The sequence below is a fragment of the Streptomyces sp. NPDC046985 genome, assembly GCF_040644415.1.
Classification (GTDB): domain Bacteria; phylum Actinomycetota; class Actinomycetes; order Streptomycetales; family Streptomycetaceae; genus Streptomyces.
Window position 1 is genome coordinate 108,995 of the sequence record NZ_JBEYWK010000012.1, and the last position, 25,954, is coordinate 134,948.

Sequence of the window (25,954 nt, forward strand, 5' to 3'; positions counted from 1 at the left end):
CTGTCCTCGCGGGAAGGATCTGTACCCCCGACCGGATTCGAACCGGCGCTACCGCCTTGAGAGGGCGGCGTGCTAGGCCGCTACACAACGGGGGCCCTAGCGATCCTGCATCGACGACAACGGGAGCGACCCGGCTGTCCTCGCGGGAAGGATCTGTACCCCCGACCGGATTCGAACCGGCGCTACCGCCTTGAGAGGGCGGCGTGCTAGGCCGCTACACAACGGGGGCCTCGCGGATGAAGATCCGCGGTGCAGATGAGCTCTGCGAGCTGGCCTACCTGGACTCGAACCAAGACTAACTGAACCAGAATCAGTCGTGCTGCCAATTACACCATAGGCCACTGGAACGCAAGCCCCTGATCAGGGGTTCTTGTTCTAGTAATGCGCCGGTGGGGTTCCGGCCTTCCGGCCCGCTTCCCGCGGCGCAGGAAGAACATTACCCGAAGGTGGACGGGGCTCCAAAACGGCTATCCGCGCCGAGCACCGCCGGAAGCTCGGCGAGCGAGGCGATCCGCCGCGCGGCGCCGCTTCCGCCGCCGGCGCCCAAGCCGCTGCCGTCCAGGCCGCCGACGCCCAGGCCGTCGGCGTCCAGGCCGCCGACGCCCGGCCCGCCTGCGCGGTCGATCCAGACCGACAGCAGACCGGCCTCCGCGGCGCCCCGCCCGTCGATCTCCGGATGGTCGCCTACGTAGGCGACCTCGTGCGGGGCGAGTTCCAGGGCGTCGCAGGCCGCGTGGAACGCGCCGGGCGACGGTTTGGACACCCCCAGCTCCGCCGCGCACAGCACCGCCTCGAAGCGGTCGCGCACCCCCAGCACGCGCAGCTTGCGCTCCTGCACGTGCAGGCTGGAGTTGGACAGCACCGCCCGCCGGTAGCGGGGCGCCAGGGCGTCCAGGACGGGCAGCACGTCCGGGAAGAGGGCCCAGGCCGCCTCGTAGTGCCCCAGGTAGCGGTCGAACCACGCCCGCGCCTCGGCGTCGGTAAGGTCCGGGCGGCCGAGGAACACCCGTACGCGGTCCAGGCGCTGTCCCTCGAAGGACGCCTGACCGGCCGCGAACCGCGCCCACTGGGCGTCGGTGATCCGCCGCCAGCAGGTCAGCGCCTCCTCCGCCGACGCGTACCCGTCCAGCAGCCGCTCGGCGAGCAGGTGCTCGCGCATGCCGGCGCGGTCGGCGGCGGTGTAGTCGAAAAGGGTGTCGTCGACGTCCCAGAGAACAGCGCTGACGGCCATGCGGCCGACGGTACCGCCGAACGGGGCGCCCGTGCAGGGCGCCGGGACGCGCGCGGCGGAGACCGGGCACGACGGAGGGCGCGCACGGCGGAGGGCGCGCACGGCGGAGGGCGCGCACGGCGGAGGGCGGCCCCCGGACCGGGGGCCGCCCTCCGCGACGCCGCGTCGCCGCGTCGCCGCGTGCGTCAGATCCTCATGCGGCTCTCACGCGGCTCTCACGCCGCGAGCCTCGCCAGGGCCGCGTCGATCCGGGCCAGCGTGGCGTCCTGGCCCAGGATCTCCAGGGACTCGAACAGCGGGAGACCGACCGTGCGGCCGGTGACGGCGACGCGGACCGGGGCCTGCGCCTTACCGAGCTTGAGGTCGTGCGCCTCGCCTGCGGCCAGGACGGCCTCCTTGAGGGACTCGGCCGACGTCCAGTCGGCCGCCTCCAGCTTCTCCCGGGCCGTGCGCAGCAGCGCGTCGGCGCCCTCCTTCATCGCCTTCGTCCAGCTCGCCTCGTCGTGGACCGGCTCGGCGAGGAAGAGAAAGTCGACGTTGTCGGTGATCTCGGAGAGCACCTTCAGCCGGGTCTGCGCGTGCGGGGCGACCGCCTCCCACTTGGCCTCGTCGAAGTCCTCCGGCGCCCAGGGCGCGAACGGGGCCTTGAGCCAGGGGGCGCAGCGCTCGGTGAAGTCCTTCACGTCCAGCATGCGGATGTGGTCGGCGTTGATCGCCTCGCACTTCTTCAGGTCGAAGCGCGCCGGGTTGGGGTTGACGTCGGCGATGTCGAAGGCGGCGACCATCTCCTCGACGGAGAACACGTCCTGGTCGGCCGAGAGCGACCAGCCGAGCAGGGAGAGGTAGTTGAGCAGGCCCTCGGGCAGGAAGCCGCGCTCGCGGTAGAGGTTCAGCGACGCCTGCGGGTCGCGCTTGGACAGCTTTTTGTTGCCCTCGCCCATCACGTACGGCAGGTGGCCGAAGGCGGGGATCTGACGGGCGACGCCCAGCTCGATCAGCGCCCTGTACAGGGCGATCTGGCGCGGGGTGGAGGAGAGCAGATCCTCGCCGCGCAGGACGTGGGTGATCTCCATCAGGGCGTCGTCGACCGGGTTGACGAGCGTGTAGAGGGGAGCGCCGTTGGCCCGGACGATGCCGAAGTCCGGCACGTTCTCCGGGGTGAAGGTCAGCTCGCCGCGCACCAGGTCGTCGAAGGAGATCGTCTCGTCGGGCATGCGGAAGCGGACGATGGGGGCGCGGCCCTGAGCCTCGTACTCCTGGACCTGCTCGGCGCTCAGGTCGCGGCAGTGGCCGTCGTAGCCGGAGGGCTTCCCGGCGGCGCGGGCGGCCTCGCGGCGGCTGTCCAGCTCCTCCTGGGAGCAGTAGCAGTGGTAGGCGTGGCCGGCCTCCAGGAGCCTGCGCGCGACGTCGGCGTACAGGTCCATGCGCTGCGACTGCCGGTACGGCGCGTGCGGGCCGCCGACCTCGGGGCCCTCGTCCCAGTCGAAGCCCAGCCAGCGCATCGCGTCCAGGAGCTGGCGGTAGGACTCCTCGGAGTCGCGGGCCGCGTCGGTGTCCTCGATGCGGAAGACCAGCGTGCCCTGCTGGCGCCGGGCGAACGCCCAGTTGAACAGGGCGGTGCGCACCAGGCCCACGTGGGGGTTGCCGGTGGGGGACGGGCAGAAGCGGACGCGTACGGGGGATTCGGGCGCTCCCCGCTCGGGCGTAGCCGAGGACGACGAGTGGGGTGCGAGGGGTGCGCTAGCCACGCTTGACAACCTTGTTGGTGAGAGTGCCGATGCCTTCGATGGTGACGGCGACCTCGTCGCCGACGTTGAGGGGGCCGACCCCTGCCGGGGTGCCGGTGAGGATCACGTCGCCCGGGAGCAGCGTCATGGCCTCGGAGATGTTGACGATCAGATCCTCGATGGAGTGGATCATCTCGCTGGTGCGGCCGAGCTGCCGCTGCTCGCCGTTGACGGTGAGCTGAACGGTCAGGTCGGAGGCGGCCTCCAGGCTGATGCCGGTCTCCACCCAGGGGCCGAGCGGGCAGGCGGTGTCGAAGCCCTTGGCCCGCGCCCACTGCTTCTCGCGCCGCTGCACGTCGCGGGCGGTGACGTCGTTCGCGCAGGTGTAGCCGAGGACGACGTCTTTGACGCGGTCGCGCGGGACCTCCCGGCACATGCGGCCGATGACCACGGCCAGCTCGGCCTCGTGCTCCAGCCGCTCGGAGAAGGAGGGGTACTGGATGGCGTCGCCGGGGCCGATCACCGAGGTGGCGGGCTTGAGGAAGGCGAACGGCACGTCGGGGACCTCGTGGCCGAGTTCGCGGGCGTGCTCGGCGTAGTTGCGGCCGAAGGCCACGACCTTGTTGGGCAGCACCGGCGGCAGCAGCCGCACCTTGCTCAGCGGCACCTTCGTGCCGGACAGCTCGAAGTCCGCGAACGGGATGCCTTTGATGATGTCGAGGACCAGCTCGTCCGGCTGGTCGCCCTCGACCGCGCCGAAAGCGACGTTCCCGTCGATGGAGAACCTGGCGATGCGCACGGGATGCTTGGCCCCTTGACTGAGCTGGGAGGAGTCTGACGCTCCAGGCTAGCGTGCACGGGCCGCCGCGCCTCGCGGATTCGCTCCGGGTGCGGGCGCCCCGCACACGAAGAGGGGCGCCCCGCGGTGCGGAACGCCCCTCTTGATGTGACCGCGTGCGCGGACTCCCGCGCCGCCGCCCGCCGCTGCTCGGCCGCTCGGCTACTCGGCTACTCGGCTACTCGGCTGCCGAGAACGCGGCCGGGGCCTCCATGAGGACGGTGCGGCGGGGGTTGGCGGTCGAGGCCGGGAGGGAGAGGGCGTGCTCCGGCAGCTCCAGCGCCGACGGCGCGGCGGCGCCGTCGAGGTGCGCCAGCGTCGTGCGGCGGGGGTTGGCGGTGTTGAGGAACGTCATCGTCGTCTTCACGGTGCGGGGAGACCCTGTCCTGTTCCGGGCGCCGGGAGGGACGCGAGGGTCCCCCGCGCGGGCGCGTTGTCGGTTCTGCTCTCTCTGTAAAGCGTCAAACTAAACATGCCATTCCCGACCGAGACGTGAAGAGCCCGTGATCTCCGTGTGAGTTTGCTCACTACGGCAGGGGCAATCCAGACAATTGCCGAGCGCGCCGCGCCTCAGCGAAACGGACATCGCTCCACCGAAGCGCTCATTCCGCTCCCGATCATGGCGACTGGGACACTCGTGTCAGCTCGTCGACTCGTAGGCGTTTGACCGGAATGAGGGTGATCGCTTTCCACGTCTCGTGACCCGTCCCTCACACGCTGTCACACAGGTCACAGCCTGGCCCACATGCCTTGTTGGAGATCCGGCACTGTGCTGGAATGCCACGGACCGCCGCAGGATCGACCCGGCGCGCAGGGGGCGCAACGCAGCGCCGAGCGGCGGCGCGAGGGGGAGCCAGCGCCGGTCACTCACGACCATCGGGGAATGTTTTCAGGGCCTTCCCCATACGCCGACACCGTCCTTCCGCTTCACCGGAGGGACGCCTGGTCCAGAGGTTGCGACGCTAGTGCAGGGACGTTTCAAGAGGGATGGCAGCGCTTCGGCCCAGTCGGAGCCGCACGACGGGACTGGCCCGATGAAAGGCAGCTCCTCGCCCCAGCACGCCCAGAGCCCCGGCCCCTCCGGTGACAGTGGCGAGCGATCCGGGCGCCCGGCCGCGCCCGGGGCGGCGTCGGCGAGCCCCGCGCCCGCGGCCAAGCCGGTCTCGGGCCAGGGCCCGGTCGGCACGGGATCGCGGGTGGCGCTGCGCAACTGGCGCATCTCCACCCGTCTGGTGTCGCTGCTGGCGCTTCCCGTGGTCGCGGCGACCTCGCTGGGCGCGCTGCGCATCAGCCAGAACATGGACGACATCCAGCAGCTCGACAACATGAAGCTGCTGACGGACATGACCAAGCAGGCCACCGAGCTGGCCGCCGCGCTCCAGGAGGAGCGCGACCAGTCCGCCGGTCCGCTGGCCCACCCCTCCACCGCCAGCGCCATCACGGTCAAGGGCTTCCGGGACAAGACCGACCGGGCCAAGGACGCCTTCCTCAACGCCTCCGAGGAGATCGACGCCGCCAGCAAGGACGGCAACCTCCAGGGCGTGCGCGACACCATCGTCGGCCTCGCCAGCGAGCTGAACGGCCTGGGCAAGATACGCAAGACCGCCTACGAGAACGACGGCAACTCGGCCCGGACCGTCGAGGCGTACCACCGGCTGATCACCGAGCTGCTCGGCCTGTCGCAGGACATGGCCGAGGCGACCAGCAACCCGGAGATGATCCAGCGCACCCGCGCGCTGGCCGCCTTCTCCTCCGCCAAGGAGTACGCCTCCGTCCAGCGCGCCGTCATCGCCGCCGCGCTGCCGCCCAACAACACCAGCACGGGCGACCTCTCGGAGAACGACCGCCTCTACGCGCAGTCGGCGCTGGAGGGCCAGACCTCCGAGGTCAACAGCTTCCGCAACATCTACGGCGGCGGCGTCGAGGACCTGCTCAAGCCGGTCGAAGAGGGCAACCCGACCATCAAGGCCGCGGACACCTACGCCAAGCGCGTCCTGGACCAGCCGGGCGGCCTGGCCGCCCAGCCCACCAAGCGCTCCTACCGCGACTGGGTGGACGACAGCTCGACGAAGATCGAGCAGATGAAGAAGATCGAGCACACGCTGCTCGAGGAGATGGAGCAGAAGGCCCGCGAGCTGCGCAGCGCCACCGAGAGCGACGCCATCATCTCCGGTGCGCTGATCCTCCTGGTCCTCGGCGTGTCGCTGGTCGGCGCGTTCGTCGTGGCGCGCTCCATGATCCGCTCGCTGCGCCGGCTCCAGGAGACCGCCACCAAGGTCGCCCAGGACCGTCTGCCCGAGCTGGTCAAGCAGCTCTCCGAGTCCGACCCGCAGGACGTCGACACGTCGGTGGAGTCGGTCGGCGTGCACTCCCGGGACGAGATCGGCCAGGTGGCCGCGGCCTTCGACGACGTGCACCGCGAGGCGGTCCGCCTCGCCGCCGAGCAGGCCCTGCTGCGGGGCAACGTCAACGCGATGTTCACCAACCTCTCGCGCCGCTCCCAGGGCCTGATCCAGCGCCAGCTCTCGCTGATCTCCGAACTGGAGTCGCGCGAGGCCGACCCGGACCAGCTCTCGTCGCTGTTCAAGCTGGACCACCTCGCCACCCGCATGCGCCGTAACGGCGAGAACCTCCTCGTCCTCGCGGGCGAGGAGCCCGGCCGCCGCTGGACCCGCCCGGTCCCGCTGGTCGACGTGCTGCGCGCCGCCGCGTCCGAGGTGGAGCAGTACGAGCGCATCGAGCTGGCCGCGGTGCCGACCACCGAGGTCGCCGGCCGCGTCGTCAACGACCTCGTGCACCTGCTGGCCGAGCTGCTGGAGAACGCGACGTCGTTCTCCTCGCCGCAGACGAAGGTCAAGGTCACCGGTCACGCTCTGCCGGACGGCCGGGTCCTGATCGAGATCCACGACACCGGCATCGGCCTCTCCCCGGAGGACCTGGCGGCGATCAACGAGCGGCTCGCCGCGCCGCCCACCGTGGACGTCTCCGTCTCCCGCCGCATGGGCCTGTTCGTGGTCGGCCGGCTGTCCCAGCGGCACGGCATCCGCATCCAGCTCCGCCCGTCCGACTCGGGCGGCACCACCGCCCTGGTCATGCTGCCGGTGGACGTCGCCCAGGGCGGCAAGAAGCCTGCGCCCGGCAAGCCCGGCGGTCCGTCCGCGGGCGGTCCCGCGGCAGCGGCCGCGGCGGCCGGCGCGGCGGCGGCCCGCCGCCAGAACGGCCAGGCGAACGGCGGCTCGGGCATGAGCGCGGGCATAGGCGCCGGCGCGGGCATGGGGGCCGGCGGCGCCGGCCGGCTCGGCCAGGGTTCCGCGCCGCGCGGCCAGGTCGGCGCGGCGCCGGGCCCCCGGGCCGCGCTGCCGGCCAATGGCGGCCGTCCGGGCGCCCCGCGCGGGCCGCAGGCGCCGGCGGGCGCCGGGGCGGGCTTCGGCGGCCGGGGACCGGGCGCCGCGCAGGGACTTCAGCAGAGCGCGCCGCAGGGCTTCGGCGACGGCCGGGGCGCGGGCGGACGTCCGGGCTACGCCGACGGCGGCCGCCAGGAGGCGCTCGGCAACGGCGCCCGGCAGGACGCCTACGACGGCGGCCAGCGCGCCGACGTGCCCCCGCAGCGGGGCGCCGGCGACCAGAGCCGGCAGCCGCAGCTCCCCCAGCGCGGCGGTCCGCGCGCCGCGCTGCCCGGCGGCGACGCCCAGCCCCGCACGTCGGGCTGGACCGGCGCCGACGCGCAGGTCCCGGACGCCCCGCGCGGCCACGACGAGGCCGAGCGGGAGCAGACCTCCCCGCTGCCCCGGTTCGACGACCGGCAGGACCACCGCAATCCCGCCGCCACGGCCGAGATACCGGCGCTCCCCCGGTTCGAGGACCGGCAGGGCCAGCGCGGCCCGGCGGACACGGCGGCCTTCCCGCAGCCCGGTTTCGACGCCCCGGGAGCGCCCGCGGGCCAGAACGCCGGCCGGTTCCCCGCCCCCGGCGCGGACGCCGGACACAACGGCCACACCAGCCAGAACGGCCACAACGGTCAGGGCGCCCACAACGGCCAAGGCGGCCAGAACGGTCAGAACGGCTCGTTCGTCCGCTCGGACGTGTTCGGCGCGTCCGCGCCGAACGCCCCGCGGCGCGCCCCCTCGGACCCCGGCCGCCTCCCCGCGCCGCAGGCGTACGCGGGCGGCCAGACCGGCCAGTTCCCCGCACAGCAGGGCTACCCGGGCGGCCAGAACGGCCAGTTCGCCGCGCAGCAGGGTTACCCGGGCGGCCAGAACGGCCAGAACGGCCAGTTCGCCGCACCCCAGGGGTACGGCAACGGATCGACGGGGCAGTTCCCGGCGCAGCCGGGCTACGACGGCGGCGCGAACGGCCGCCCGCAGCTTCCGTCCCGTCAGGACGACGCCTCCACCGGCCAGTTCGAGCGGCCCCAGGCGGCCGGTCCGGGCGGCCCAGCCGACTTCGGCGCCCCGCACCAGCCGGCCGGGCAGCGGCAGCGCCACGTCCGCCGCGAGCCGGAGGCGCTGCCCCCGGCCACGGGTCCGGGCGACGGGCGGACCCCGCTGTACGACACGCTGGAGACCAACTGGTTCCACGGCGGCGGGCAGCAGGCGGGCGATCCGGCGCCGGCCGTCCCGCAGCAGCAGGCCCCGGCGGCGGCGCCGCAGCAGCAGGCGCCCGCTCCTCAGCGTCCCGCCCCCTCCTCCTGGCGCAGCTCGCCGAACGACGACCTCGGCCGGCAGGCCGAGCGCGTCAGGCAGCCGGCCGCGGGCGGCGTCACCACCTCCGGCCTGCCGCGCCGGGTGCCCCGGGCGAACCTGGTCGCGGGCACGGCTCAACAGCAGCAGCACCAAAGCGGTCCGCAGGTCTCACGGGCGCCCGACGAGGTACGCGGGCGGCTCACCAATCTCCGTCGGGGCATCGCGCAGGGTCGTCAGGCCGGCACCGGCCAGACGGGCAGTTTCCCCAGCCCCACTCACCAGCAGGAGCGTTAGTTGAGCCCGATGAGCCAGGCGGCACAGAACCTCAACTGGTTGATCACCAACTTCGTGGACAACACCCCGGGGGTGTCCCACACCGTCGTGGTGTCCGCGGACGGACTCCTCCTGGCGATGTCCGAAGGATTCCCGCGCGACCGCGCCGACCAGCTCGCGGCGGTCGCCTCCGGGCTCACCTCGCTGACCGCGGGGGCGTCCCGGATCTTCGAGGGCGGGAGCGTGGCGCAGACGGTCGTGGAGATGGAGCGCGGCTTCCTCTTCCTCATGTCCGTCTCGGACGGGTCGTCTCTCGCCGTCCTGGCCCACCCCGAGTGCGACATCGGCCTTGTGGGCTACGAGATGGCGCTCCTCGTCGACCGCGCGGGGGCCGTGCTCACGCCCGACCTGCGCGCTGAACTACAAGGCAGTCTGCTGCACTGAACGGTCTTGGCACCACCCGCCTCACGAAATCACCGTCCGGCCGCCACAATCCCCCCACCGGCCCGTCCGACGGCCAGCCCGACCGACTTGCTGTCCCGCCCGGAGGATTCATGACCCCGCCCACCGCCCATCACGATCCGTACGCAGAGCCGTACGGGGACGAGGGCGATCAGCCGCTGGTCCGTCCGTACGCGATGACCGGCGGCCGGACCCGGCCGCGCTACCAGCTCGCCATAGAGGCGCTGATCAGCACCACGGCCGACCCGGCGGCGCTGATGGGGCTCCTTCCGGAGCACCAGCGGATCTGCCGTCTGTGCCGTGAGGTGAAGTCGGTCGCCGAGGTGTCGGCGCTGCTGGCCATGCCGCTGGGCGTGGCCCGGATCCTCGTCGCGGACCTGGCAGAGGCCGGGCTGGTGGCCATCCACCAGCCGGGCGGGGACGAGAACAACGGCGGCGCTCCGGACGTGACGCTGCTCGAAAGGGTGCTCAGTGGACTTCGCAAGCTCTGACTCGGGCCGGGCGACCACCTCCGCGAAGATCGTGGTGGCGGGCGGCTTCGGCGTGGGCAAGACCACGTTCGTCGGCGCCGTCTCGGAGATCAACCCGCTGCGCACCGAGGCCGTCATGACGTCCGCGTCCGCCGGCATCGACGACCTCACCCACACCGGCGACAAGACCACCACCACGGTGGCCATGGACTTCGGCCGCATCACCCTCGACCAGGACCTCATCCTCTACCTGTTCGGCACCCCCGGACAGGACCGCTTCTGGTTCATGTGGGACGACCTCGTCCGCGGCGCCATCGGCGCCATCGTCCTCGTCGACACCCGCCGCCTCGCCGACTGCTTCCCCGCCGTCGACTACTTCGAGAACAGCGGACTCCCCTTCGTCATCGCCCTCAACGGCTTCGACGGCAACCAGCCCTACAACCCCGACGAAGTCCGCGAAGCCCTCCAGATCGGACCCGACGCCCCGATCATCACCACCGACGCCCGCCACCGCGCCGACGCCAAATCCGCCCTGATCACCCTGGTCGAACACGCCCTCATGGCCCGACTGCGGTAGTGCGGGAACCGTTCTCCGCGGCCGCCGGACCAAGGGGGCCGCAGGGAAGTTCCAGAGCGGCATCGGGGCCGGCTGTGTCCTTCGACACGGTCGGCCACGGTGTTCATAACGTTTCGGCAGAGGAATCGCGGGCAACGACCACGCGTCGCGCACAGCCGATCTCGCAGCGCGCACGATCACCCCGCCATTTGGCGCGCCTCGCTCTGTATGACCGTTTTATCGGCGGCTTACATGCCTCCGTTTCGGCGGTCCGCACTGTTTGGTAGAGCGTGTGCCGCCATGCTGGAATGCCTGAACTGCCCCCTAGTCAAGGACGTACTCCCCGGTAAAGAGTCGTCCGCGGCGGACGGGCTCTGAGAAGACACGGCACGACGTAGGTGCCGACCGCCGAGAGGTTGTTGGTCGAGTGAGGCGAAGCAAGAACGGTCCCGAGCCGTCGGCGCGGGGCAACTTCACCCCGCCGCCGCCACGCGGCGCGGCGCCCAGCCACGTGCCCGGCTCGGAGCCGGCGGACGTCCCCGCGCCGAGCGGAGGGCGACTGTCCCCGCGCAACTGGCGGGTGCCCACCCGGCTGAACGCGATCCTGCTCATACCCGTGCTGGTCGGCCTGGTCATGGGCGGCTTCCAGGTGAAGAACTCGATCGACACCTGGCAGAACGCCCAGGACGCCGAGCACACCGCGCGCCTGGTGCGGGCCTCCCTCACCTATGCCGATGCCCTCTGGGTCGAGCGCGACGCCTCCGCCGCTCCCCTGCTCCAGGGCAAGGGCCAGGACGACAAGTCCGTCGCGCAGGTCCGGCACGCCACCGACCAGGCCGCCGCCGGCTTCGACGAGGCGGCCAAGAGCATGCCGCAGACGCCGGGTCTGGTCCGCCGGCTGAAGCTGTTCCGCGAGATCGAGCCGCAGCTCCAGACGCTGCGCGCCGCCGCGTACAGCTCCAAGCTCACCGGCGTGCAGACCGAGGAGGGCTACGTCAGGATCGGTCACCCGCTGATGGAGTTCGCCAACGAACTCGGTCTGGGCACCGGCAACATCACCTCCTACGGCCGCACCGTCTACGCGGTCGCCCTCTCCAAGTCGGCGCTGTCGCTGGTCCGTTCGGTCGGCATGCACATGCTGGTGAAGCCGGGTCCGGGCGAGGGCAGCCTGGCCAGCCAGCGCGTCGCCCTCTCCTCGTACGCCTACCTGGAGGGCATCGCCGTCGGCGAGTACATCGGCGGCGGCACCCAGGGGGACGCGGACCGGCTCACCGAGGCGCAGAAGAAGATCAAGGCCGACGGCGCGGCGATGGTCTCCGAGATGAAGGCCAAGGACCCGGGCTACGTCCCGCCGCCTGCGGACCCGACCGACATGGTCGCCGCCGTGGTCGCGCTGCGGTCCACCGATCCCGACCAGCGCGCCGCGCTGGCCCAGAAGGGCGTCACGGCGCAGAACTGGTGGGCGGTGAACACGCTCAAGTTCGACGCCTACCGCAAGATCGAGTCGAACATGGCCGACACCGCGGTGGACGAGGCGGCCGGCATCGCCGGCGACGCCCGGCAGTCCGCGTTCATCACCGGCGCGGCCGTCATGGTCGCCCTGCTGGCCGCGTTCATCCTGGCCGGAGCGGTGGCCCGGCAGATGAGCCGGTCCATGCGCCAGCTCCGCAACGCCGCCTTCGGCATCGCCGAGCAGCGCCTGCCGATGCTGGTCGACCAGCTCTCCCGCACCGACCCCGGCCGGGTCGACACCCGGGTCGCGCCGATCCCGATCTCCTCCACCGACGAGATCGGCGAAGTCGCCCGCGCCTTCGACCAGGTGCACCGCGAGGCGGTCCGGCTCGCCGCCGAGCAGGCCCTGCTGCGGGGCAACATCAACGCGATCTTCACCAACCTGTCGCGCCGCAACCAGTCGCTGATCGAGGGCCAGTTGACCCTGATCACCGACCTGGAGAACAACGAGGCCGACCCCGACCAGTTGGAGAACCTCTTCCGGCTGGACCACCTGGCCACGCGTATGCGCCGCAACGGCGAGAACCTCCTGGTCCTCGCGGGCGAGGAGCCCGGCCGCCGCTGGGACCAGCCGGTGCCGCTGGTCGACGTGCTGCGCGCCGCCTCCTCCGAGGTGGAGCAGTACGAGCGCATCGAGCTGTCCGGCGTCCCGGAGGCCGAGATCCACGGCCGCGCGGTCACCGACCTCGTGCACCTGCTGGCCGAGCTGCTGGAGAACGCCACCACGTTCTCCTCGCCGCAGACCAAGGTGCGGGTCACCGCGACCCGGCTGCCCGACGGCCGCGTCATGATCGAGATCCACGACAAGGGCATCGGCCTGACCGCCGAGGACTTCGCGGACATCAACCACAAGCTGGCCAACCCGCCCACCGTGGACGTGGCGATCTCCCAGCGCATGGGCCTGTTCGTGGTCGGCCGCCTCGCCGACCGGCACGGCGTCCGCGTGCAGCTCCGCCCCTCCGGCGAGCAGGCGGGCACCACCTCGCTGGTCATGCTCCCGGACGCGATCACGCACGGCGGCGGCGGCGAGCAGGCGCTGGAGCGCGACGACTTCACGGTCTCGCAGATCATCCCGGAGCAGCAGTTCCGCGGCGACGACTTCGCCCAGCTCCCGGCGCAGCGCACGGCCGCCGAACTCGGCTTCGACGACTCGCAGTACGCCGACGTCCCCGACGACATCCGGGAGCTGGACCCGGTCGGCCGCTCGCTCAAGCGCGAGGAGCGCCGGGCCGCGCTGGAGGCGCAGTCGCACGGGGAGCAGGACGGCGCCCAGGTGCCGCAGCCGGGCGGCTACGCCGACGAGTCCACCGGCCGGCAGCCCGCCTACGACCCCGGCCAGGGGTACCCGGACCAGGCCGCCTTCCCCGGCCAGGGCGCCGGGTACGAGGCGCAGCCCGCGTACGGGGACCAGCAGCAGACGGCGTACGCCCCGCAGCAGGGCCAGCCGTCCTACGAGCAGGCGTACTACGCGCCGGACGCGGCGCAGGACGGCGGCTACCAGACGACCGGCCAGTACCCGTCGCTGTCCGGCTACCCGGACCAGGCGCCGCCGGAGCACGCCTCCGCGGCGGCGGCCGATCCCTTCCCCGGGCGTCAGCAGCGGTCGTTCCAGGACGACTGGCCGCAGCAGCAGGACGCCTACCGCGGCGGCTACCCGGGCCAGTACGCTCCTGGCACGGAGCCGGCGCAGGCCGCTGACGTGAGCGAGGCGGACCGCGTAGGCTTCGAGCGTCCGGGACCGGCGGCCTCCCCCGTCCAGCGGACGACCGACGCGGGACTGCCCCGCCGGGGTGCGGCCGCCGGCGGCGCGAACGGCGCGCAGCCCGCGAACCGGGGCGAGAAGAAGGCCCCCGCTCCGGCGGGCGGCGGGGACAGCTCCTGGCAGTCGGCCAACGACGCGCGGTGGCAGCAGGCCGCGCAGCTCCGCAAGCCCAAGGCGGGCGGAGTGACCTCTTCCGGTCTGCCGCGGCGGGTGCCCAAGGCCAACCTGGTCGAGGGCACTGCAGAATCGACTCCGCAGGGCGGCCCCCAGGTCTCCCGCGCCCCCGAGGACGTCCGGGGCAGGTTGAGCAACCTGCGCCGCGGCGTGCAGCGGGGACGCAGCGCGGGAAGTGAACAGAACGGCCAGGGCCTCGGTCCCGGCAGCACCTACAACCAGGAGCGTTAGTGTGAGTCCGATGAGCCAGGCGGCGCAGAACCTGAACTGGTTGATCACCAACTTCGTGGACAACACCCCCGGGGTGTCCCACACCGTGGTGGTCTCCGCCGACGGACTCCTTCTGGCGATGTCCGAAGGGTTTCCCCGCGACCGGGCCGACCAGCTCGCCGCCGTCGCCTCCGGTCTGACCTCGCTGACCGCCGGCGCCTCGCGCATCTTCGAGGGCGGCAGCGTGAACCAGACGGTTGTGGAGATGGAGCGGGGATTCCTCTTCCTCATGTCCATCTCCGACGGCTCGTCGCTCGCGGTACTCGCACACCCCGAAGCGGACATCGGCCTCATTGGGTACGAGATGGCCCTCCTGGTGGACCGCGCCGGCACGGTTCTGACTCCGGACCTGCGCGCGGAACTCCAGGGGAGCCTTCTCAACTAACAGACAGACGGTGCGTTTTGGTGTCCCGGGGCCGTAAGGTTTCGGGACGCGGCTTCCTCGTGTTCGGAAGCCCGGCGCAGTCGGAGGAGGAGTAAGAGTGGCAACACCCCCAGGCGGTTCGCCTTCGGGCAACTGGTCGTACGGCCCCGCACAGGGCCGCGGCGACGGTTCGCAGGACCCCTACGCCTACCCCTCCGCGCCGCACCACGGGCAGCCGTACGCGCCACAGGGCCCCGGCCCTTCGCCGTACGACCAGCCGCCCGCGCCGCGCATCCAGCCGGTGCAGCCGCACCGACGCACCCCTGAGCCGACGCCCGCCGGGGCGTCGAACAACCCCTTGGTCCGCCCGTACGCCATGACGGGCGGCCGGACCAGGCCGCGGTACCAGCTCGCCATCGAGGCGCTGGTGCACACCACCGCGCAACCGCACCAGATGCAGGGCCAGTTGCCCGAGCATCAGCGGATCTGCCACCTGTGCCGCGAGATCAAGTCGGTGGCCGAGATCTCGGCCCTGCTGACCATTCCTCTCGGCGTGGCCAGGATCCTCGTCGCCGACTTGGCGGAGGCGGGCCTGGTCGCCATCCATCAGCCCGGCGGCGACGAGAACGCCGGCGGCCAGCCAGACGTGACACTGCTCGAAAGGGTGCTCAGTGGACTTCGCAAGCTCTAGCGGAGGGCCGGTTTCTCAGAGTCGCTCCACCACCTCCGCGAAGATCGTGGTGGCGGGCGGCTTCGGCGTGGGCAAGACCACGTTCGTCGGCGCCGTCTCGGAGATCAACCCGCTGCGCACCGAGGCCGTCATGACGTCCGCGTCCGCCGGCATCGACGACCTCACCCACACCGGCGACAAGACCACCACCACGGTGGCCATGGACTTCGGCCGCATCACCCTCGACCAGGACCTCATCCTCTACCTGTTCGGCACCCCCGGACAGGACCGCTTCTGGTTCATGTGGGACGACCTCGTCCGCGGCGCCATCGGCGCCATCGTCCTCGTCGACACCCGCCGCCTCGCCGACTGCTTCCCCGCCGTCGACTACTTCGAGAACAGCGGACTCCCCTTCGTCATCGCCCTCAACGGCTTCGACGGCAACCAGCCCTACAACCCCGACGAAGTCCGCGAAGCCCTCCAGATCGGACCCGACGCCCCGATCATCACCACCGACGCCCGCCACCGCGCCGACGCCAAATCCGCCCTGATCACCCTGGTCGAACACGCCCTCATGGCCCGACTGCGGTAGCGTCCGGCCACGCGCACGCGCACGCGGGAAGGGGCCCGCCTGGTTTCCAGGCGGGCCCCTTCCGCATGTCCGTGCGGCTTCTGCATGTGTCCGCGCGGCTCAGTACGTCCGCGGCTCAGTACGTGCGGCTCAGTGCCAACTGTGCGGGGCGCGGAAGCCGCCCTCGCGCTCCAGGCGGCGCCAGCCGGCGCGGGCGCGGCCGCGGTGGGCCGGGGCCGTGTCGGCGGGGCGGGCGGCCGCGCGGGCGAGCAGCAGGGCGGTGAGCGCGGCCACTTCCTCGGGCTCGGCGTGGCCCTTCTCGACGCGGATGTCAGGCATGTCCATGGTGTCAGTCTCCCTGGCTGAGGGGTCCGCGGGATGACCGCGGCAGGTCCGCCGGGTTACGGCGGTCAGGCGTCACTGCGGGGGGTTGCCGTGCTTGCGGGAGGGCAGGTCGGCGTGCTTGCTGTGCAGCATGGCGAGGGAGCGGACGAGGACCTCGCGGGTCTCGGCGGGGTCGATCACGTCGTCCACCAGGCCGCGCTCGGCCGCGTAGTACGGGTGCATCAGCTCGGCCCGGTACTCCTTGACCATCTTCTGGCGCATGGCCTCGGGGTCGTCGGCCTCGGCGATCTGGCGGCGGAAGATGACGTTGGCCGCGCCCTCGGCGCCCATCACGGCGATCTCGTTGGTCGGCCAGGCGTAGGTCAGGTCGGCGCCGATGGACTGGGAGTCCATGACGATGTACGCGCCGCCGTACGCCTTGCGCAGGATCAGCGAGATCCGGGGCACGGTGGCGTTGCAGTACGCGTACAGCAGCTTCGCGCCGTGCCGGATGATCCCGCCGTGCTCCTGGTCGACGCCGGGCAGGAAGCCGGGGACGTCCAGGAAGGTGACGATCGGGATGTTGAACGCGTCGCACATCTGGACGAAGCGCGCGGCCTTCTCGCTCGCCTCGATGTCCAGGACGCCAGCCAGCACCTGGGGCTGGTTGGCGATGATGCCGACGACCTCGCCGTCCATCCGGGCCAGCGCGCAGATGATGTTGCGCGCCCAGCGCTCGTGGACCTCCAGGTACTCGCCGTCGTCGACGATCTCCTCGATGACCTTGGTCATGTCGTAGGGCCGGTTGCCGTCGGCCGGGACGAGGTCGAGCAGCGCCTCGGAGCGGCGGTCGGCGGGGTCGGAGCACTGCGTGCGCGGCGGGTTCTCCCGGTTGTTCTGCGGCAGCAGGGAGAGGAGGTAACGGACCTCGGCGATGCAGGTCTCCTCGTCGTCGTAGGCGAAGTGGCACACGCCGGAGGTCTCGGCGTGCACGTCGGCGCCGCCGAGCCCGTTCTGGGTGATCTCCTCGCCGGTGACGGCCTTGACCACGTCCGGGCCGGTGATGAACATCTGCGAGGTCTCGCGGACCATGAAGACGAAGTCGGTCAGCGCCGGGCTGTAGGCCGCGCCGCCCGCGCACGGGCCGAGCATCACGCTGATCTGCGGGATGACGCCGGACGCCTTGGTGTTGCGCTGGAAGATGCCGCCGTACCCGGCGAGGGCGGAGACGCCCTCCTGGATGCGGGCGCCCGCGCCGTCGTTGAGCGAGACCAGCGGGGCGCCGGACGCGATGGCCATGTCCATGATCTTGTGGATCTTCGTGGCGTGGGCCTCGCCCAGCGCGCCGCCGAAGATCCGGAAGTCATGGGCGTAGACGAAGACCGTCCGGCCCTCCACCGTGCCCCAGCCGGTGATCACACCGTCGGTGTACGGCTTCTTCGCCTCCAGGCCGAATCCGGTGGCCCGGTGCCGGCGCAACTGCTCGACCTCCTGGAAGGAACCCGCGTCCAGCAGCAGCTCGATGCGCTCCCGTGCGGTCAGCTTGCCCTTGGCGTGCTGCGCCGCGGTCGCCTTCTCGCTGGGTCCCGCCACCGCCTGGGCTCGGATCGTGTGCAGCTCGGCGACCCGCCCGCGCGCGTCCGTCGGCTCGCCGGTCGACTCACCCGTCGTCTCTTCCAAAACGGTCATGTAGCGACCTTACGAAGAACATCCGGCGAAGCGAGCCGTCGACTCCGTACAGTCTCCCGCCCATTTTCCTGGTGCCCCTGAACAGAACTACGGGGACATGCAGCCCTTCCGACTGCCCAGAGGGGCCCGGTGTTGTAAGGGTCCTACAAACCGATACGGCCGAACGGCCCTGGAATCCGATGCCGCGCATGCCATCCGACGGGTGACGCGCGGGGCCGGACGGGGGCGCGGCGAGGCCCGGCGCCCACCATACCGCCGGTGGGGCGCCGGGCCGTGGGGCGCCGGGCCGTGGGGCGCCGCGTCTCAGCAGCCGCCGCAGTTGTAGTAGAGGACGTCCCAGTGGCTGCCCTCGTCCGCGTAGATGTTGCCGGAGCCGGACTTGTACTGGGGCGCGCCGTCGCCGCGCAGGCCGATGTAGGAGAACGTGTTGTGGATGTAGTTGGTGATGCAGGTGTTCTTGCCGTAGTCGAGTTTGTATCCGTTCCAGTGGGAGTACGTTCCGGAGGCGTGCCCGGTCTCCGTGCCGCCGGTGATGTTGAGCGCGCAGCCGCTCGCCTTCTTCAGCGTCTGGGCGCCCTGCGCGGTGGACAGGTTGAGCTGGTCGAAGGAGGTACAGGTGGAGTTGTTCCGGTCGGAACAGTTTCCGGAGGAGGACCAGGTGATGCCCACCTGACGGAACATCGACTGAGCGGTGGCGTTGCTGATCTTGGTGACGGCGAAGGCGTCCGTGGCGGTGCCCACGACGGCGAGGCCGGGGGCGACGACGAGCGCGAGGGCGGTCACGGCGGAGCGGATCTTCATGGGGGAACCCTTCCTGCGGTCGGCCGTGCTGCATGGGGCGGCTGTGCAGGTGGTGCACGGAGATGGTGCCCGACGCCGTGGACGGTGACCAGAGGGCGTGCAGCGCGAAACGGCGCCGCCGCGTCCGGCGGCGCGGCCCTGCGCGGATCTGCGCTCTGCGCGGAGCGGCGCCCCGCGGGACCCGGCCCGTCGTCACAGACGCCGGCGAAACTGTTGAAAAATCAAGGAAACCGCGCTACGGTCGATCCCGTAAGTCGTTGAACCTTCAACTTACTGTCCCGTATCCCGCCGGCCTCTCCCCGGAAGCCGCGCCGTCCCTCCAAGGAGCACGCCATGGGCATCTTCGGCCGCAAGAACGACACCTCCGACGCCCCCCAGTCCGCCGCCCCGGCCCCCGCCGCCGCCGAGCGCCCCGACGCCGCCGCGCTGTCCGGCGACTACACGATCGACCCGGCGCACAGCACCATCGGCTTCACGGCCCGCCACGCCATGGTCACCAACGTCAAGGGCGCCTTCACCGACTTCAACGGCACGCTGCACCTGGACGGCACGGACCCCTCCCGCTCGACCGCTTCCCTCGACGCGCGGATGGACAGCATCGACACGGGCAACGCCGACCGCGACGGCCACCTGAAGTCTGCGGACTTCTTCGCCACCGACAAGTTCCCGGAGATGACCTTCCGCTCGACCAAGGCGGAGTCCCTGGGCGGCGACGACTACCGGGTCACCGGCGACCTGACCCTCCTCGGCGTCACCAAGCCGCTCGCCATCGACCTGGAGTTCAACGGCGCCGCCAAGGACCCGTTCGGCAACGAGCGCGTCGGCTTCGAGGGCAAGGCCGAGATCCTGCGCTCCGAGTGGGGCCTGACCTGGAACGCGGCGCTGGAGACGGGCGGCTTCCTGGTCTCCGACAAGATCAAGCTGACCTTCGACGTCTCGGCGATCAGGAACGCCTGACCCGCCCCAGCACCGGCAGAACTGTCGGCGGCCCCGCGTGAACGCTCACGCGGGGCCGCCGAACTCGCACCACACGGCCTTCCCCGGAGTCCTCGGCTGCACGCCCCACTTCTGGGCGAGCGCGGCGACCAGCAGCAACCCCCTGCCGTGCTCCGACTCCGCCGACGCCTGTGCCGACGACTCCGGCGTCCGGACGTCGCCGCCGCCGCTGTCGCGCACCTCCACGCGCAGCACGGCGCCCTCGTGCTGGGTGAGGCGCAGGGCGAAACCGCGGCCGGGCGGCGCGCCGTGCAGCACCGCGTTGGTGGCCAGCTCGCTCACGCACAGCAGCACGTCGTCGTCCCGCGCGCCCGTCTCCCAGTCGGCCAGCACGTCGCGCGCGAACTCCCGTGCGAGCCGCACGGATCTGCGGTCCCTCGGGAAGAACGCCTCGCACGTCGGGGACTGTCGGACTTCCAGGTTCATGAGACGAGTGTCACCCTGCGTCACTATCCTGAACCAAGGAGTCAGGTCGTAGTCCTGATTACTACGACTCCGCTCCGGCCACTTCGCGCGCGCTCGGGGGAAGGGTTCGGCCATGCACTCGGGGAAGAAGACCAAGAAGATCGGGACCTGGCAGGCCGTGGGATCGCTGGTCGCCCACTACCGCAGGCGCGCCGGAATGACCCAGGAGCAGTTGGCGGAGGCGGCCAACGTCCACGTCGACACCATCGGGTCCATCGAGCAGGGCCGCCTCGCCCTCCAGCCGGACCGGGCCGAGCAGTTCGACGAACTGCTGGACACCGGCGGCGCCTTGGCCGTCCTCGTCGCCCGCCTGCCGGTACGGGACCGGATCGTGCAGTTCGCCCAGGGGCTGGTCGATCACGAGCAGGAGGCGGTGAGCATCTTCAGCTACGAGACCCAGATGGTCCCGGGCCTTCTTCAGACGAGGGAATACTGCCGGGCCGCCTTCGACTCCCGCTATCCCTCCCTCGGCAGTGAGACGGCCGAGCAGTGGGTCAACGCCCGCACAGAGCGGCAATTGATCTGGCAACGCGATCATCCGCCTGTGGGGCACTTCGTCTTAGAGGAGAGCATCCTGCAGCGGCAGGTTGGTGACCAGGGGGTGATGCTCGACCAAGTCCGGCGGATTCTGGAGTACACAGAGCCGGTCCATATGAGCATGCAGATCATGCCGATGAACCGCATGCCGCACGCCGGGCTCGCAGGACCCATGACCCTGCTGGAAACGCCGGAGCACGAGCGGTTGGTCTACCTGGAAGTACAGCGCGCCAGTTTCCTCGTCGATGATCCCGACGAAGTCTGCGACTACCACCACAAATATGCAATGCTGCGGTCACAGGCCCTCTCGCCCGACGAGAGTGCGCGCCTCTTGCACGGACTGCTAGGAGAGTCATGAAGACCGCATGGTTCAAGTCCAGCTACAGCAGCAACGAGGGCGGCAACTGCCTGGAAGTCTCCTTCGAGTGGCGCAAGTCGAGCTACAGCGGCAGCGAGGGCGGCGACTGCGTCGAGGTCGCCTACGACTGGCACAAATCCAGCTACAGCGGCAGCGAGGGCGGCAACTGCGTCGAGGTCGCCGCCCACCCGGCCGCCGTCCACGTCCGTGACTCCAAGGCCGCCCCCGTCGGTCCGGTGCTCACCGTCTCCCCCGCCTCCTGGGCCGCCTTCGTCGGCCTCACGCGGGACGCGTAGACCGCGCCGACCGTCCGCCCGGCCGGTCAGGACCCGCCGAAGTCCCCGCCGGACCCGCCGCCGAAGCCGCCTCCGCCGAAGCCGCCGTCCCCGAAGCCGCCGAAGTCGCCGGGGTCGAAGTCGGCGCCCGAGACGTCGCCGCCGTCGTACCCTCCGAAGCCGCCGTCCTGGCCGCCGAAGTCGCCGTATCCGGCGCCGTAGTCGGCAGCGTAGGCGGGCGCGGCCATCATCTGGCCGAGGAGGGTGCCGACGAGCAGGCCGGGGAGCACGCCGCCGCCGAAGTAGCCGCCCGCCCAGGGCCCGTAGGCGGGGCCCGCGTCCCAGTAGGGGCGGCGGCCGTAGTCGGTGTCGACCTCGCGGACCGCCGGGTCCCGGCCGTCGGCCAGCCGGGTCGCGTCGGCGGCGCACACGGGGACCTGGCGGGGCGCCCCGCCCGGCGGCGCCCAGTCGGCGTCGGCGACGGACGGGCCGTGGCGCGGGTCGAAGAAGCAGGGCGGCCGGCGTTCGGGCAGCGGGCGGCGCTCGCGGCGGGCGGCGAGCTGGGCGAGGGAGAAGCGGCCGTCCTCCAGCCTCTGGGTGACCGCGCGCACGTCCTCCGGGCGCCCCGCCCGCGCCATGGACTGCTTCGCCTGCTCGTAGGCGTCCAGGGCGCGCTCGTAGTCGGCGCGCATGGCGTCGTCCGCGCCCGGCTCGGCCGGGTGGAAGTCGAGGCGGTCCAGTTCCTCGCCGAAGGCGGTGATGTCCTCGTCGACGACGGTGCGCAGCCGGTCCAGGGCGGCACGCTGCTCGGCCTCCTTGCGCTTGCGGCCTCGGTGCACCAGGGCGTAGGCGCCCGCGCCGCCCAGCACCAGGACCGCGCCCAGGGTGATCAGCGCCGTGCCCGGCACCCCGCCGTCGCGCCCGGCGCCGCCCCAGGACGCGGGCGCGGTGCCGCGCAGGGTGGGCAGCGCCCGGTCGGTGAAGTCATGGAGCTGTGTCTTGGCGTTCTCGCCCTGGACGCTGGTGACGAGGTTGCGCACGGCGGTGCGCGAGAGGACGGCGGAGTCGGCGCGCGCGTCGAAGCGGTCGCCGAGGCGCACGGCGTAGGCGCCGGTGACGCCGGTGGCGGTGCGCAGGTCGGTGAACAGGTTCCGGGTCGGGTAGCCGGCCGGGAGGACGGCGACGAAGAGCGGCTTGTCCGCTTCCTTGATCCGCTTGGCCAGCGCGGCGGCGTCCGCGGCGGAGAGCTGGCCGGAGGCGGCCGGGTCGACGTAGACGGGGCTCTGGCGCAGGGCCTGGGCGACGGCCGACACGCTGGTCGCCGCGTCGGCGCTGGGCACGCCGGTGCACAGCACCGCCGCGGCGGCTGCTGCGAGCGCGATCAGGAACTGGAGCGCGGCTCGGGACAGGACGACGGCCTTCATGGTTCGAAGCTACCCGAAAGCCGGAAAACCGGTCACCCGCCTGAGCGACGGAACGAGCGGGGGTGCGTCCCGCGGTCTCCCGCGGGACGCACCCCCCAGCTCGCCGTGCCGGTCAGGCCGCTCGGTAGGCGGCCGTGAGCCGGGCCACCGCCTCTCCGTAGCGGCCGGACAGGAGCAGGTGGTCGGCGTCGGCGAAGGGCTTCGCCACCGCCGCGGTCATCCCGCGCCCGGCCGCCTTCTCCTGGACCATCAGCCGGGCCTGGCCGACCAGCGCGCGGCCGGCCTTCGCGGCGTGCCTGCGCTCCGCCGCCCTGGCCTCCACGCCCAGCACCTTCATCATGGCCATGCCGCCGGTCGGAATCCGGGTGAGCGTGGTCAGGCCCCACCCGTAGGGGAACTGCGGGTCGTAGGACGCGTCGCCCACGTTGATCGGGAGCTGGGCCTCGGACTTCGGCCAGGTCTCCGGGAGCTGCCCGGTGAAGGGCCGCTTGCCGTAGAGCACGTCGGCCACGCCGTCGCCCTCGGTGCCCGGCAGCCAGGAGGCGACCAGGGAGTCGATCTCCCCCAGCCGGTCCCCGATGAGCTGCGGGCGTCCGGAGACGACGAGCACCACGCACTTCATGGCCGCGCACACCTTGTCCACCGCGGCCTGGTCGGCGGGCGTCAGCGCCATGTCGTTGCCGTTGCCCACGTCGCCGATGCCCTCGGCGTACGGCGTCTCGCCGACGACGACCACGCCGACGTCGTAGCCGTTCGTCGGGGCGGAGGCGTCCTCGGAGTAGGTGACGTTTCCGCCGGCGTTCTTCATGCCCTGGAGGACGGTCGTGCCCTGGGTGTGCGTGCCGGAGGCGCCCTGCCAGGTGATGGTCCAGCCGCCGGTCTGGTTGCCGAGGTCGTCGGCGTTCGACCCGGCGACGTACACCTTCTGGCCGGTCTTCAGCGGGAGCACTCCCCCGCTGTTCTTCAGCAGCACCTGCGACTCGGCGGCCGCCTGGCGGGCCACGGCCCGGTGGGCGGCGGAGCCGATCGCGGGGGCGTTCGTCGTGTCGGCGTAGGGGTGCTCGAACAGGCCGAGGGCGAACTTCTCGGTGAGGATGCGCGAGACGGCGTCGTCGATCCGCCGCTCGCTGATCCGGCCCGCCCTGACCTCGGCGGCCAGCGTCGAGCTGAACTCCTTGTAGGAGTACGGCGCCATCATCATGTCGATGCCCGCGTTGACCGAGGTGCGCACGTGGTCGGCGTAGTCGCCGGGCAGTTCGTCGATGGCGTTCCAGTCGCTGACGACGAAGCCCTTGAAGCCCATCCGGTCCTTGAGCACGCCGTTGATCATGTCGCCGCGGGCGTGCATGCGCACCGCGCCCTTGCCGTCGCCCTCGATGTCGAGCGAGGAGTAAGACGGGATGACCGAGCCGATGCCGCGCCGCACGGCCTCGGTGAACGGCGCCAGGTGGATCTTCTCCAGCTCCTGCCGGGTGACCTTGGCGACGCCCTGGTCGATGGTGTAACTGCCGGTCGTGGAGGTGCCGTAGACGGTGCCGCCGTCGCCGACGAAGTGCTTGGCGGTGGCGAGCACCTTGTCGTCACGGCTGAGGTCGCTGCCGTCGGCCCGGCCCTGGAGGCCCTGGACGACGGTCTCCATGGACTCCACCAGGGCGGGGTCCTCGCCGAAGGACTCGTAGGTGCGGCCCCAGCGTTCGTCGCGGGTGACGCAGATGCAGGGCGCGAAGTCCCAGTGCACGCCGGTGGCGCGCACCTCGTTCGCCGTCACCGCCGCCGCCTGCTCGGCCAGGCGCGGGTCGCGGGTGGCGCCCATGCCGATGTTGTGCGGCATGATCGTGGCGCCGATCAGGTTGTTGTGGCCGTGCACCGCGTCCACGCCGTAGATCAGCGGGATCTGGAAGCGGGTGGCCCGGGTGCGCGCCTGGAAGGAGTCGATCATCTGCGCCCACGCGGCGGGGGTGTTGGGCGTCGGGGTGGAGCCGCCGCCGGAGAGCAGCGAGCCGAGGCCGTAGCCGGCGATGTCGCCCGGCGCCGACATCGCGCCGCGGTCGGCCTGGGTCATCTGCCCGGCCTTCTCCTCCAGCGTCATCCGGGAGACCAGGTCCGCGACCCGCTCGCGCACCGGCAGCCGGCTGTCCAGGTACGGCAGCCCGTGCGCGTTCACGACGACCTGCGGGGTGTCGGCGGGGGCCTTGGCGCCGGTGACGGTGAGCTTCAGCGGGATCGTCTCGGCCGGTTCCGCCGCCCGGTCCCGGAGCGTGCGCACGGCGACCGTACGGGAGGCGCCGGAGACGGTCCCCGCGGGGAAGGTGACGGCGCCGGAGACGGGGACGTAGTCCTTCCCGGCGGTGGCGGTGCCGCCGGCGGTCTCGTAGCGGACGGTGACCGGCTCCGCCAGCGGCGCGGAGCCGGTGGTCGCCACGGAGATCCTCACGTGCGCGGCGCCGCCCTCATCGACCGGGTACACCGCCGCGTCGGTGCCGACGGAGGCGCGCAGCGACTGGTCGGCGCGGCCGTACAGCTCCACGTCGTCCATGGCGAAGGAGCCCTTGGCGCCGGTGGGCAGGGTGAGGGCGTACCCCCACATCTGGGTGAGGCCCAGGACGTGGTCGATGCCGCCGACGGGCTGGTAGTCGGTGCGGTAGACGAAGTCGGCGAAGGGCAGCTCGACCTGCTTCCAGCCGGTGAAGTCGTCGGTGAAGGAGGTCGTCCACAGCTCGGACGCCTCGCCGTTCGCCCCGCCGTCCTTGATCTCCAGGGCGATCTTCCGGCCGTTGCCCTGGCCGTCCCACCAGAGGCGGAGGCCCTTGTGGGCGGACCAGTCGTGGGCGGGCCGGTCCGCGGCGAAGTCGTGGGTGAATCCGCCGTAGCCGCTGATGTCGTAGGTCCCGGAGAGGACCTTGGCGCCCTCGGGGGCGTCGGCGCGGGCGGCGAGCTGGAGGGCGGGCGGGTCGTCGCTGTCGCCGCCCCAGGTGAAGATGCCCTCGGCGGGCTGGTTCGCGAAGGGCACCTCACCCTCGAAGCGGTCGACGGGCACGGGGGCGGGGTCGTCGGCGCCGGACGCCGCGGCGGCGGCGCCGAGCGGGAGCAGGGCGGTGAGCAGCGTTGCGGTGGCGAGCAGGGCGGTTCTTCGCATGGACCTTCCCTCGACTCTCGAACCGGTCGTTCTCGTCTCAAGGCTTAAGTCAGGGCGTGAGTCAACAAGTGCGCGCCTCTCCCGTCAAGACGTCGCACTTCGGTCACCTTGGAATCAAGTCCCGAACCTGGGAGGCCAGTTGACCCTTCGGGTCGCGAACGGGCGACCTTGACGCGGCACGGGCGCCGTCATAGGGCGCACGAGCGCAGATCTGGTCGTGCACGGGGCGGCCAACCAGAAATGGCAGCTCAAGTGACGTATCCTCACGCGTGACCACCCTTCCCGACCGGCGCCGCCCGACCGGGAGCCCTCCCGGGGCGGCGGCCGCCCGCCGGTTCGGGAGGACCAGTTCGCCCGCCCCGACGCGCCAGCCGCTCCCGGGGCCCC

Annotated in this window: 21 protein-coding genes and 3 tRNA genes; 11 read left to right on the top strand and 13 right to left on the bottom strand. The window is 71.8% G+C overall.

Going from position 1 to position 25,954, the window contains the following annotated elements; all coding sequences use genetic code 11:
- Positions 1-22: 22 nt before the first annotated feature.
- The 7 genes from ABZ861_RS17420 to ABZ861_RS17450 all read right to left on the bottom strand — a co-directional run bounded on the left by ABZ861_RS17420 (position 23) and on the right by ABZ861_RS17450 (position 4,163).
- Positions 23-95: transfer RNA gene (locus ABZ861_RS17420), tRNA-Glu, on the bottom strand.
- Positions 96-156: 61 nt separating this feature from the next.
- Positions 157-229, bottom strand: a tRNA-Glu gene (locus ABZ861_RS17425).
- 40 nt (positions 230-269) lie between these two features.
- Positions 270-341, bottom strand: a tRNA-Gln gene (locus ABZ861_RS17430).
- Between the two features lie 95 nt (positions 342-436).
- Positions 437-1,231 (bottom strand): HAD family hydrolase, encoded by a 795-nt coding sequence (locus ABZ861_RS17435; protein ID WP_361630721.1) that lies wholly within the window; start codon positions 1,229-1,231, stop codon positions 437-439.
- A 215-nt stretch (positions 1,232-1,446) separates the two neighbouring features.
- Entirely contained in the window at positions 1,447-2,979 is a 1,533-nt protein-coding gene (gltX, locus tag ABZ861_RS17440; RefSeq protein ID WP_361630724.1) for a glutamate--tRNA ligase, read from the bottom strand.
- On the bottom strand, positions 2,972-3,757 hold the full coding sequence (locus ABZ861_RS17445; RefSeq protein WP_361630727.1) for a fumarylacetoacetate hydrolase family protein: 786 nt from the start codon (positions 3,755-3,757) through the stop codon (positions 2,972-2,974). Before ABZ861_RS17445 ends, gltX begins: the two co-directional genes overlap by 8 nt.
- Before the next feature lie 217 nt (positions 3,758-3,974).
- Positions 3,975-4,163, bottom strand: coding sequence for a hypothetical protein (locus ABZ861_RS17450; protein WP_361630730.1), 189 nt, complete (start codon positions 4,161-4,163; stop codon positions 3,975-3,977).
- 598 nt (positions 4,164-4,761) lie between these two features.
- Here ABZ861_RS17450 and ABZ861_RS17455 point away from each other — a divergent pair.
- The 8 genes from ABZ861_RS17455 (at position 4,762) to ABZ861_RS17490 (ending at position 15,583) form a co-directional block, all read left to right on the top strand.
- A complete protein-coding gene (locus ABZ861_RS17455; RefSeq protein ID WP_361630733.1) occupies positions 4,762-8,772 on the top strand; it encodes a nitrate- and nitrite sensing domain-containing protein in 4,011 nt (1,336 codons plus the stop codon).
- A 9-nt stretch (positions 8,773-8,781) separates the two neighbouring features.
- Positions 8,782-9,195 (top strand): roadblock/LC7 domain-containing protein, encoded by a 414-nt coding sequence (locus ABZ861_RS17460; RefSeq protein ID WP_003993189.1) that lies wholly within the window; start codon positions 8,782-8,784, stop codon positions 9,193-9,195.
- Positions 9,196-9,305: 110 nt separating this feature from the next.
- Positions 9,306-9,704, top strand: a complete 399-nt coding sequence (locus tag ABZ861_RS17465; protein WP_361630736.1) for a DUF742 domain-containing protein — start codon at positions 9,306-9,308, stop codon at positions 9,702-9,704.
- The gene (locus tag ABZ861_RS17470; RefSeq protein ID WP_361630739.1) at positions 9,685-10,260 is read left to right on the top strand and encodes an ATP/GTP-binding protein; all 576 of its coding nucleotides are present in this window, start codon (positions 9,685-9,687) and stop codon (positions 10,258-10,260) included. Before ABZ861_RS17465 ends, ABZ861_RS17470 begins: the two co-directional genes overlap by 20 nt.
- Positions 10,261-10,666: 406 nt before the next feature.
- Positions 10,667-13,918, top strand: a complete 3,252-nt coding sequence (locus ABZ861_RS17475; RefSeq protein WP_361630742.1) for a nitrate- and nitrite sensing domain-containing protein — start codon at positions 10,667-10,669, stop codon at positions 13,916-13,918.
- A gap of 10 nt (positions 13,919-13,928) precedes the next feature.
- The gene (locus tag ABZ861_RS17480; RefSeq protein WP_030948713.1) at positions 13,929-14,342 is read left to right on the top strand and encodes a roadblock/LC7 domain-containing protein; all 414 of its coding nucleotides are present in this window, start codon (positions 13,929-13,931) and stop codon (positions 14,340-14,342) included.
- 97 nt (positions 14,343-14,439) lie between these two features.
- On the top strand, positions 14,440-15,012 hold the full coding sequence (locus tag ABZ861_RS17485; RefSeq protein WP_361630745.1) for a DUF742 domain-containing protein: 573 nt from the start codon (positions 14,440-14,442) through the stop codon (positions 15,010-15,012).
- Positions 14,993-15,583, top strand: coding sequence for an ATP/GTP-binding protein (locus ABZ861_RS17490; protein ID WP_361630748.1), 591 nt, complete (start codon positions 14,993-14,995; stop codon positions 15,581-15,583). Before ABZ861_RS17485 ends, ABZ861_RS17490 begins: the two co-directional genes overlap by 20 nt.
- A 129-nt stretch (positions 15,584-15,712) precedes the next feature.
- On the opposite strand, the gene ABZ861_RS17495 is transcribed toward ABZ861_RS17490, so the two are convergent.
- The 3 genes from ABZ861_RS17495 to ABZ861_RS17505 form a co-directional block, all read right to left on the bottom strand.
- Positions 15,713-15,907 carry an acyl-CoA carboxylase epsilon subunit gene (locus ABZ861_RS17495; RefSeq protein WP_361630751.1) on the bottom strand — a complete coding sequence of 65 codons (195 nt, stop codon included), beginning with the start codon at positions 15,905-15,907 and terminating at the stop codon, positions 15,713-15,715.
- A 72-nt stretch (positions 15,908-15,979) separates the two neighbouring features.
- Positions 15,980-17,575 carry an acyl-CoA carboxylase subunit beta gene (locus ABZ861_RS17500; RefSeq protein ID WP_361630754.1) on the bottom strand — a complete coding sequence of 532 codons (1,596 nt, stop codon included), beginning with the start codon at positions 17,573-17,575 and terminating at the stop codon, positions 15,980-15,982.
- Positions 17,576-17,878: 303 nt separating this feature from the next.
- Positions 17,879-18,376: a hypothetical protein gene (locus ABZ861_RS17505; protein ID WP_361630757.1), complete on the bottom strand. Its 498-nt coding sequence runs from the start codon at positions 18,374-18,376 to the stop codon at positions 17,879-17,881.
- A gap of 333 nt (positions 18,377-18,709) precedes the next feature.
- On the opposite strand from ABZ861_RS17505, the gene ABZ861_RS17510 reads away from it, so the two are divergent.
- Positions 18,710-19,333: a YceI family protein gene (locus ABZ861_RS17510; protein WP_361630760.1), complete on the top strand. Its 624-nt coding sequence runs from the start codon at positions 18,710-18,712 to the stop codon at positions 19,331-19,333.
- A 45-nt stretch (positions 19,334-19,378) separates the two neighbouring features.
- Here the strand turns inward: ABZ861_RS17510 and ABZ861_RS17515 are convergent, their stop codons facing one another.
- Positions 19,379-19,798, bottom strand: coding sequence for an ATP-binding protein (locus tag ABZ861_RS17515; protein WP_361630763.1), 420 nt, complete (start codon positions 19,796-19,798; stop codon positions 19,379-19,381).
- Positions 19,799-19,910: 112 nt separating this feature from the next.
- Here ABZ861_RS17515 and ABZ861_RS17520 point away from each other — a divergent pair, with 112 nt between their 5' ends.
- The gene (locus ABZ861_RS17520) at positions 19,911-20,732 is read left to right on the top strand and encodes a helix-turn-helix transcriptional regulator (RefSeq protein ID WP_361630766.1); all 822 of its coding nucleotides are present in this window, start codon (positions 19,911-19,913) and stop codon (positions 20,730-20,732) included.
- A complete protein-coding gene (locus ABZ861_RS17525; protein WP_361630769.1) occupies positions 20,729-21,028 on the top strand; it encodes a DUF397 domain-containing protein in 300 nt (99 codons plus the stop codon). Before ABZ861_RS17520 ends, ABZ861_RS17525 begins: the two co-directional genes overlap by 4 nt.
- A gap of 26 nt (positions 21,029-21,054) precedes the next feature.
- Here ABZ861_RS17525 and ABZ861_RS17530 read toward each other — a convergent pair whose 3' ends face one another.
- Positions 21,055-22,431, bottom strand: coding sequence for a hypothetical protein (locus ABZ861_RS17530; RefSeq protein WP_361630772.1), 1,377 nt, complete (start codon positions 22,429-22,431; stop codon positions 21,055-21,057).
- Between the two features lie 112 nt (positions 22,432-22,543).
- On the bottom strand, positions 22,544-25,567 hold the full coding sequence (locus ABZ861_RS17535; protein WP_361630775.1) for a CIA30 family protein: 3,024 nt from the start codon (positions 25,565-25,567) through the stop codon (positions 22,544-22,546).
- Between the last annotated feature and the right edge of the window lie 387 nt (positions 25,568-25,954).

What these genes read in the sequence shown, in the direction of transcription:
- ABZ861_RS17435 (WP_361630721.1), bottom strand. Translation starts at nt 1,231, where the DNA reads ATGGCCGTCAGCGCTGTTCTCTGGGACGTCGACGACACCCTTTTCGAC.
- ABZ861_RS17460 (WP_003993189.1), top strand. Translation starts at nt 8,782, where the DNA reads ATGAGCCAGGCGGCACAGAACCTCAACTGGTTGATCACCAACTTCGTG.
- ABZ861_RS17465 (WP_361630736.1), top strand. Translation starts at nt 9,306, where the DNA reads ATGACCCCGCCCACCGCCCATCACGATCCGTACGCAGAGCCGTACGGG.
- ABZ861_RS17480 (WP_030948713.1), top strand. Translation starts at nt 13,929, where the DNA reads ATGAGCCAGGCGGCGCAGAACCTGAACTGGTTGATCACCAACTTCGTG.
- ABZ861_RS17495 (WP_361630751.1), bottom strand. Translation starts at nt 15,907, where the DNA reads ATGGACATGCCTGACATCCGCGTCGAGAAGGGCCACGCCGAGCCCGAG.
- ABZ861_RS17500 (WP_361630754.1), bottom strand. Translation starts at nt 17,575, where the DNA reads ATGACCGTTTTGGAAGAGACGACGGGTGAGTCGACCGGCGAGCCGACG.
- ABZ861_RS17505 (WP_361630757.1), bottom strand. Translation starts at nt 18,376, where the DNA reads ATGAAGATCCGCTCCGCCGTGACCGCCCTCGCGCTCGTCGTCGCCCCC.
- ABZ861_RS17510 (WP_361630760.1), top strand. Translation starts at nt 18,710, where the DNA reads ATGGGCATCTTCGGCCGCAAGAACGACACCTCCGACGCCCCCCAGTCC.
- ABZ861_RS17515 (WP_361630763.1), bottom strand. Translation starts at nt 19,798, where the DNA reads ATGAACCTGGAAGTCCGACAGTCCCCGACGTGCGAGGCGTTCTTCCCG.
- ABZ861_RS17520 (WP_361630766.1), top strand. Translation starts at nt 19,911, where the DNA reads ATGCACTCGGGGAAGAAGACCAAGAAGATCGGGACCTGGCAGGCCGTG.
- ABZ861_RS17525 (WP_361630769.1), top strand. Translation starts at nt 20,729, where the DNA reads ATGAAGACCGCATGGTTCAAGTCCAGCTACAGCAGCAACGAGGGCGGC.
- ABZ861_RS17530 (WP_361630772.1), bottom strand. Translation starts at nt 22,431, where the DNA reads ATGAAGGCCGTCGTCCTGTCCCGAGCCGCGCTCCAGTTCCTGATCGCG.
- ABZ861_RS17535 (WP_361630775.1), bottom strand. Translation starts at nt 25,567, where the DNA reads ATGCGAAGAACCGCCCTGCTCGCCACCGCAACGCTGCTCACCGCCCTG.